Genomic DNA, 7,972 nt, shown 5'->3' with positions numbered 1-7,972 from the left:
TTGGGGGCCTTAGGCATTTCAGCGACTTGTCGTTCCAATGGGCAATCGTCGCGCGGCATCGAGTGTCGCCGTATCCTTTGCGGGACGGCGAGTAGAACAGGGAAGGCAACGTGGCCCAGGACACGCAACGCGGAGGCGACGACAAACGGCCTCGGCGGACTCCCAGCGCCGGCGCACCCCGAAGGGGTTCTTCTGACCCCCGCCGTGGCTCGGCACCCGGCTCCGGCTTCGGCGATCGTCGCGGCGCCCCGCGATCCGGCGGCCCCGATCGCCCGCGCCGACCACACTCGCCATCGGAGGATCCCCGCTCCGACAAGGACGCACCTCCCATCCCCGACGACGTCGAGGCCAAGCAGCTGTCCCCGGACGTCCGCGGGGAATTGATGACCCTGGACAAGGCCACCGCCGACTACGTGGCCAAGCATCTGGTCGCTGCCGGTGACCTCCTCGAGGAGAATCCCGAATTGGCGTTGAAGCATGCGCAGGCCGCCCGGACACGGTCGGGCCGGATCGCCGCCGTACGGGAGGCCGTCGGCATCGCGGCGTATCACTGCGGTGATTGGGCTCAGGCGCTTTCGGAGTTCCGCACCGCGCGACGGATGGGCAGCAAGTCGCCTTTGCTGGCACTGATCGCCGATTGTGAGCGCGGCGTCGGCCGTCCTCAGCGTGCGATCGATCTGTCCCACACCCCCGAGGCGGAGGAACTCACCGGTGACGACGCCGACGAGTTGCGGATCGTCGTCGCGGGCGCCCGGTCGGATCTTGGTCAGCACGAGCAGGCCTTGGCAGTGCTGTCGTCGCCTCCGCTCGACCCAGAGCAAACGGGGTTGACCGCGACACGCCTCTTCTATGCGTACGCGGACACCCTTCTCGCCCTGGGGCGCAATGACGAAGCGCTCCAATGGTTCATCAACGCCGAAGCGGCGGACGTCGACGGCGTCACCGACGCCGACGAACGAATCACCGAGCTGAGCTGAGCTGACGTGACGACACTTGCAGAGCTCCACGACTGTCTGCTGCTCGACCTCGACGGCACGGTCTTCCGCGGGCAACAGCCCACCGAGGGTTCGGTCGAGACGCTCGCGAGCGTCGAACCCCGCACGCTGTTCGTGACCAACAACGCGTCGCGCGGTTCCGACGACGTCGCGAAGAACCTCGTCGCGATGGGCTTCGACGCCAAGGCGGACGACGTCGTCACCAGCGCGCAGAGCGCCGCGCGCCTGTTGGCAACCCAAATGGCTTCGGGGTCAAAGGTTCTCGTCATCGGTACCGAGGCCTTGGCGGACGAGGTCCGCAAGGTCGGTCTCGAGCCGGTCCGCAAGTTCGCCGACAAGCCCGACGCGGTGGTGCAGGGTCATTCGCCGGAGACGGGGTGGGCCGATCTCGCCGAGGCCGCGCTTGCCATCCGTGACGGTGCGCTGTGGGTGGCGGCGAACGTGGACCGCACCCTGCCGTCGGAAGTCGGTCTGTTGCCGGGCAACGGGTCGATGGTCGCGGCGCTGGAGACCGCGACCGATCAGCGACCACAGGTGGCGGGCAAGCCGCAGCCGCCGCTCCTGCTCGACGCGCTGGCCCGCGGTGAGTTCGAACGCCCCCTGGTGATCGGGGACCGACTGGACACCGACATCGCCGGCGCCAACGCCGCCGGTCTGCCGAGCATGTTGGTGTTGACCGGCGTCAGCTCGGTCTCCGACATGATCTACGCCGACGCCGCCGAGCGGCCGAACTACCTGGCCGCGGACCTGCGGTCGCTGAACGAGGACAGCGGAACACTGCGCGTCGCGCCGCACCCGTCGTGGCGCGTGGAGGTCGGCCCGCAGGACGTCACGGTGTACTGGACCGGCCGCGACGCCGAGGACCCGTTGAGCATCGTGCGCGCCGTCGCGAGCACCGTCTGGGGTTCCAGCGTCGACGGGGTTCGGTTCGCCATCCTTGGCGGGGACCACACGGCACACGAAGCACTGGAACGCTGGTCGTTGGCGGGTTCGTCCGATCAGCTAGCGTGAAGGTCGAGATGACGACCGATCCCGACCAGATCCGCGCCATGGTCGCGGCATTGCTCGCCGACCTGCCCGATCCGAGTGCCGACGACGCCGAGCACGTCGACGTCGAGCGCATCGCGGCAAGCCTGGAAGAAGCACACGATCTGCTGGTTCGGGCGCTGGAATCAGTCGAGAGGTAAGCACACGTGACTCGGCGCGCTCGCGTTGATGCCGAGCTGGTCCGACGTGGCCTGGCACGGTCCCGCCAGCAAGCGGCGGAGCTGATCGGTGCCGGTCGGGTGCGCATCGACGGCATGCCGGCCGCCAAGCCTGCGACCGCAGTCACCGCCGACGCGAACCTCACCGTCACCGGAGCCGACGAGCGAAGTTGGGTCTCGCGTGGCGCACACAAGCTGATCGGTGCCCTCGACGCCTTCGACGTACCGGTCGAGGGCCGCCGCTGCCTGGATGCCGGCGCGTCGACCGGTGGTTTCACCGAGGTGCTGCTGGATCGTGGCGCGGGCCAGGTCGTGGCCGCCGACGTCGGATACGGCCAACTGGCGTGGCCGTTGCGCTCCGACTCCCGCGTGGTGGTCATGGAGCGCACCAACGTCCGGGCGCTGACCGCCGACCTCATCGGGGGCCCGGTCGACCTCGTGGTCGCCGACCTGTCGTTCATCTCGTTGGCGACGGTGTTGCCCGCGCTCGTGTCCTGCGCGTCGGCGGGCGCCGATATCGTTCCCATGGTGAAACCACAGTTCGAGGTGGGCAAGGCGCGCGTGGGGCCGGGGGGTGTCGTGTCGGATCCCGAGATCAGGGCCGACGCGGTGCTGTCGGTCGCGCGCAGGGCCGCCGAACTCGACTGGCACACCGTCGACGTCACGTCGAGCCCGCTTCCGGGGCCGTCCGGCAACGTCGAGTTCTTCCTGCGCCTTCGCGCGCAGACCGACCGTCCACTCCTTGGCCAGTCCCTGGAGAGCGCCGTGCGTCGAGCGATCGAAGAAGGGCCACAATGACCTGCGAACGTCAGGTGCTGCTCGTCGTCCACACCGGACGTGACGAGGCCACCGAAACTGCTCGTCGAGTGGAGAAGGTGCTCAGCGCGAACGGAATTGGGCTACGGGTGCTCGCCGCCGAGCAGGTCGAGCATCAGCCGTTCCCGAGCAATACCTCGGTCGTGAACACCATTGGCACCGAGATTCAGGTGGTCGACGCCGACGAGCGTGCCGCCGAAGGGTGCGAGATGGTGCTCGTCCTCGGCGGTGACGGCACGTTCCTGCGGGCCGCAGAACTCGCCCGCAATGTCGAAATCCCAGTGCTGGGCGTGAACCTCGGCCGCATCGGCTTTCTCGCCGAAGCGGAGGCCGCCGCCATCGACACCGTCTTGGATCAGGTGGTCACCCGCAACTACAGCGTCGAGAATCGGATGACGCTCGACATCGTGGTGCGCGTCGACGGTCAGATCAAGCAGCGCGGGTGGGCGTTGAACGAAGCCAGCCTGGAGAAGGGGCCCCGGCTGGGGGTACTCGGCGTCGTCCTCGAGGTCGACGGCCGCCCCGTCTCGGCGTTCGGGTGCGACGGCGTGCTGGTCTCGACTCCGACCGGGTCCACCGCGTACGCGTTCTCTGCAGGCGGCCCGATCCTGTGGCCCGATCTCGAGTCGATCCTGGTGGTGCCCAACAACGCTCACGCTCTGTTCGCTCGGCCCATGGTGACCAGCCCGGACGCGTCCATTGCCATCGAGGTGGAGGCCACCGGGTACGACGCCATGGTGTTCTGCGACGGTCGCCGCGAGATGGTGGTGCCTGCGGGTGGCCGGCTCGAGGTCACCCGGTGCGGGACTCCACTGAAGTGGATCCGGTTGGACAGCGCCCCGTTCACCGACCGACTGGTACGCAAATTCCAGTTGCCGGTCACCGGCTGGCGGGGACACAGTGCTCGCTGAGATCCGCATCGCCGAGCTCGGGGCCATCAGGTCCGCCACCGCCGAATTCGACCGTGGGCTCACCGTCTTGACGGGGGAGACCGGCGCAGGCAAGACCATGGTGGTCACCGGCCTGCACCTGCTCGGTGGCGCCCGCGCCGACGCCAGCCGGGTCCGGTCCGGGTCCGAGCGGGCCGTCGTCGAAGGTCGTTTCACGACCACCGAACTCGAAGGTGCCGTCGCCGAGCGGATCGACGAGATCCTGGATTCCTCCGGCGCTGACCGCGACGACGACGGCAGCGTCATCGCCGCCCGTTCGGTCAGCCGTGACGGTCCGTCGCGCGCCTATCTCGGTGGGCGCAGTGTGCCCGCCAAGTCGTTGAGCACCTTCACCAACGAACTCCTTGCGCTGCACGGGCAGAACGACCAGCTGCGGTTGATGCGCTCCGACGAACAGCGGTCGGCGCTCGACCGATTCGCCGACGTCGACGCCCCGTTGGCGCGGTACCGGGCGCATCGTGACGAGTGGTTGACCCTGCGCCGGGATCTGGCCGATCGCAGGCAGCGGGCGCGCGAGTTGGCGCTGGAGGCCGACCGGCTGCAGTTCGGACTCGGCGAGATCGACGCCGTCGCCCCACAGCTCGGTGAGGACGAGGCGTTGGTGGCCGACATCCGCCGGCTGTCCGAGTTGGATGCGCTGCGTGACGCGGCGCAAACCGCGCGGGTCGCGCTGTCCGGCGAGCTGGACGAGCCGGTGCAGGGGGCTTCGTCGGCGGTCGACGGCATCGGCCAGGCGAAGGCGGCGCTGCAGGCCACCGACGATGCCGCCCTTCGGACTCTGGGCGACCGGCTCGGCGAGGCGCTGGCGGTCGTCGGCGACGTGACAGGCGAGCTCGGCGACTTCCTCGCCGAATTGCCCAGTGACGCAAGCACTCTGGAAGGCAAGCTGGCTCGCCAAGGTGAGCTGCGCAACCTGACCCGCAAGTATGCGGCCGACGTCGACGGCGTGCTGGCATGGGCCGAGGACGCCCGCGGCCGGTTGGCGCAGCTCGACGTCTCCGAGGAGGGGCTGGCGGCGCTGCAGCAGAAGGTGGACCAACTCGAGGGCAAGGTCGTCGCGGCAGCCGCCGAGGTCACCAAGGTGCGCACAAAGTCGGCCAAGGCGATGGCCAAGGCGGTTACGACCGAGCTGGCCGGGCTGGCGATGTCGGGAGCGGGGTTCAGCATCGCGGTGGGTCCGCTGCTGGCCAGGGCCGACGACTCGGCCCCGCTGACGCTCGCCTCGGGTGAGGTGGTGCACGCCGGGCACGACGGGGTCGACGCCGTCGAGTTCGGCTTCAGGCCACATTCCGGGTCCGACGCGTTGCCGCTTGCCAAGAGCGCATCCGGTGGCGAGCTGTCGCGCGTGATGTTGGCCCTCGAGGTCGTGCTGGCCGCGTCGGCGGAGGGCACGACGATGGTCTTCGACGAGGTCGACGCCGGCGTCGGTGGCCGGGCGGCGGTGCAGATCGGCCGCCGGTTGGCGCGGTTGGCCCGTACGCATCAGGTCATCGTGGTGACGCACCTGCCGCAGGTGGCCGCCTATGCCGACGTGCACCTCGTCGTCGACAGCGGTTCCGGCAAGGCCAAGTCGAGCGAGGTGCGCCGTCTCGACGACGACGACCGGGTCGGCGAGCTGGCGCGGATGTTGGCCGGGCTTGGGGAGTCCGACAGCGGTCGGGCACATGCGCGCGAGCTGCTCGAGGGGGCGCAAAAGGAAGCCGCCGAGTAGGGCGTCCGAGACTCGACCGCCCACCCGTTCGTGGTGCAGATGTGACAGAACGTAACTTCTGAGGCTGGTGATACGGCGCGCCTCCACCTCAACTTGAGGGTTGGCCGACAGAATCCCACCATGAAGATGTCAGCGCTTCTCTCGCGTAATGCCGGCTCACGACCCGGCGTAACCGGTACGGCCCGCGTCGATCGCGACATCGACCGCCTGCTCCGACGCGTGGGCCCCGGCGACATCGTGGTCATCGACGCCCTCGACCTCGACCGCATCACGGCCGACGCGCTTGTCGACGCCAACGTCGCCGCGGTGGTCAACGCGTCGCCGTCGATCTCGGGTCGCTATCCGAACCTCGGCCCCGAGGTGCTCGTCGCCAACGGTGTCGTGCTGATCGACGAGGCGGGTCCGGAGATCTTCAAGAAGATCAAGGACGGCAGCAAGGTGCGCTTGCACAACGGCGGCGTCTACTCCGGTGACCGACGCCTCGCGCTGGGCGTCGAGCGCACCGACGAAGAGATCCACGACCTCATGCACGAGGCGAAGACTGGTCTCGTCGCACACCTCGAAGCGTTCGCGGGTAACACCATCGAGTTCATCCGCAGTGAGAGCCCGCTGCTGATCGACGGCATGGGCATCCCGGACATCGACGTCGACCTGCACCGCAGGCACGTCGTCATCGTCGCCGACGAGGCCGATGCCGCAGAGGACCTCAAGGCGCTCAAGCCCTTCATCAAGGAGTATCAGCCGGTGCTGGTCGGCGTCGGCTCCGGCGCGGACGTGCTGCGCAGGGCGGGACACCGGCCTGCCCTCATCGTCGGCGACCCCGAGGAGATGAGCGTCGAGGTGCTGCGGTCCGGCGCTCAGGTGGTGCTGCCCGCCGACGCCGACGGCCACGCCAAGGGACTCGAGCGCATCCAGGATCTCGGGGTTGGGGCCATGACGTTCCCCGCCGCCGGCTCGGCCGCCGACCTGGCGATGCTGCTGTGCGACCATCACGGCGCGTCCTTGATCGTCACCGCGGGGCACAACGCCAGCATCGAGGAGTTCTTCGACCGCTCCCGCCAGCAGAGCAATCCGTCGATGTTCCTCACCCGGCTGAAGGTCGGCGAGAAGCTGGTCGACGCCAAGGCCGTCGCGACGCTATACCGCAGCCGCGTGTCCGGTGGCGCCATCGCGCTGCTGGTGCTGGCCATGCTGATCGCCGTCATCGCCGCCCTCTGGGTCTCACGCGCCGACGCCGTCGTCATCGAATGGGTCACCCAGTACTGGAATCAGTTCTCCCTGTGGGTGCAGGGCCTGGTCACCTGACCCGTCGCCCGTCACTTCTTTCGGAGGTTTCGTGATTTCCCTACGCTCACACGCAATCTCACTGGCGGCGGTCTTCCTCGCCCTGGCGATCGGCGTGGCCTTGGGGTCGGGCTTGTTGTCCAACACGTTGCTGGCGGGTCTCAAGGACGACAAGACCCAGATGCAGAACCAAATCAACGGGCTGACCGACGAGAAGAACGCTCTCAACGAAAAGTTGAGTGCAGCAAATGACTTCGATGCACAGATGTCGCCGCGGATCATCCGCGACGCGATGAAGGACAAGTCGGTGGTGATGTTCCGGACCCCCGACGCCGCCGATGACGACGTAGCTTCGCTGTCGCGACTGGTCGAGGAGGCCGGCGGCGCGGTAACGGGGACGATCGCGTTGACGCCGGAGTTCGTCGACGCCAATTCCTCGGAGAAGCTCCTTTCGGTCATCAATTCACCGATCGTGCCCGCCGGGCGTCAACTCAGCACCACGTCGGTGGACCAGGGCACCCAAGCCGGTGATCTGCTCGGCATCGCGCTGCTGACCGGGAAGGACCAGAACGCCCCCACAGTCGACGACGCACAGCGGGACGGCGTGCTGGTGGCGCTTCGCGACACCGGCTTCCTCACCTACGGCACCGAACGAATCGGGCCCGCGGACACCGCCCTGATCGTCACGGGCGGCGGATTGGCCGACGACGCGGGCAACCAGGGCGCGACCGTGGCACGCTTCGCCGCAGGTCTGGCACCACACGGCGCGGGAACGTTGCTCGCCGGGCGCGACGGCTCGGCGACCGGCACCGGCGCCGTCTCGGTGGTCCGATCCGACGCCAGCCTCACCAACGCGGTCGGCACGGTCGACGACGTCGAGCGTCCGTCGGGCCGTATCACCGCGGTGCTCGGACTTCAGGAAATGGCCAACGGCGGCCGGCCTGGTCAGTACGGCATCGGGCGCGGTGCGTCGTCCGTCACACTCGCTCAGTAGCGATCGACCGGCGCGTC

At 68.6% G+C, this 7,972-nt stretch carries 8 protein-coding genes; all 8 read left to right on the top strand.

The features are described from left to right. The first annotated feature begins 110 nt into the window (after window positions 1–110). Window positions 111–977, top strand: coding sequence for a tetratricopeptide repeat protein (locus B1790_RS27055; RefSeq protein WP_079926378.1), 867 nt, complete (start codon window positions 111–113; stop codon window positions 975–977). 6 nt (window positions 978–983) lie between these two features. Further along, window positions 984–2,006 carry an HAD-IIA family hydrolase gene (locus B1790_RS27050; RefSeq protein WP_079926377.1) on the top strand — a complete coding sequence of 341 codons (1,023 nt, stop codon included), beginning with the start codon at window positions 984–986 and terminating at the stop codon, window positions 2,004–2,006. 8 nt (window positions 2,007–2,014) lie between these two features. Continuing rightward, window positions 2,015–2,182, top strand: coding sequence for a hypothetical protein (locus B1790_RS27045; RefSeq protein WP_198952130.1), 168 nt, complete (start codon window positions 2,015–2,017; stop codon window positions 2,180–2,182). 6 nt (window positions 2,183–2,188) lie between these two features. Continuing rightward, on the top strand, window positions 2,189–2,998 hold the full coding sequence (locus B1790_RS27040; protein ID WP_079926376.1) for a TlyA family RNA methyltransferase: 810 nt from the start codon (window positions 2,189–2,191) through the stop codon (window positions 2,996–2,998). Next, the gene (locus tag B1790_RS27035) at window positions 2,995–3,927 is read left to right on the top strand and encodes an NAD kinase (RefSeq protein WP_079926375.1); all 933 of its coding nucleotides are present in this window, start codon (window positions 2,995–2,997) and stop codon (window positions 3,925–3,927) included. The genes B1790_RS27040 and B1790_RS27035 overlap by 4 nt, the downstream gene beginning before the upstream one ends. Beyond that, window positions 3,917–5,677: a DNA repair protein RecN gene (recN, locus tag B1790_RS27030; protein ID WP_079926374.1), complete on the top strand. Its 1,761-nt coding sequence runs from the start codon at window positions 3,917–3,919 to the stop codon at window positions 5,675–5,677. Before B1790_RS27035 ends, recN begins: the two co-directional genes overlap by 11 nt. Window positions 5,678–5,797: 120 nt before the next feature. Further along, window positions 5,798–6,982: a putative cytokinetic ring protein SteA gene (gene steA, locus B1790_RS27025; protein ID WP_079926373.1), complete on the top strand. Its 1,185-nt coding sequence runs from the start codon at window positions 5,798–5,800 to the stop codon at window positions 6,980–6,982. Between the two features lie 31 nt (window positions 6,983–7,013). Next, window positions 7,014–7,955, top strand: a complete 942-nt coding sequence (locus B1790_RS27020) for a copper transporter (protein WP_079926372.1) — start codon at window positions 7,014–7,016, stop codon at window positions 7,953–7,955. Window positions 7,956–7,972 lie beyond the last annotated feature (17 nt).

It is taken from the genome of Mycobacterium sp. AT1 (genome assembly GCF_002043095.1).
GTDB lineage: Bacteria > Actinomycetota > Actinomycetes > Mycobacteriales > Mycobacteriaceae > Mycobacterium.
This window is presented reverse-complemented; position numbering and strand designations above follow the sequence as displayed.

Excerpts from the sequence above, each read along its gene's own strand:
- B1790_RS27045 (WP_198952130.1), top strand. The coding sequence starts at position 2,015 with ATGACGACCGATCCCGACCAGATCCGCGCCATGGTCGCGGCATTGCTC.
- B1790_RS27035 (WP_079926375.1), top strand. The coding sequence starts at position 2,995 with ATGACCTGCGAACGTCAGGTGCTGCTCGTCGTCCACACCGGACGTGAC.
- steA (WP_079926373.1), top strand. The coding sequence starts at position 5,798 with ATGAAGATGTCAGCGCTTCTCTCGCGTAATGCCGGCTCACGACCCGGC.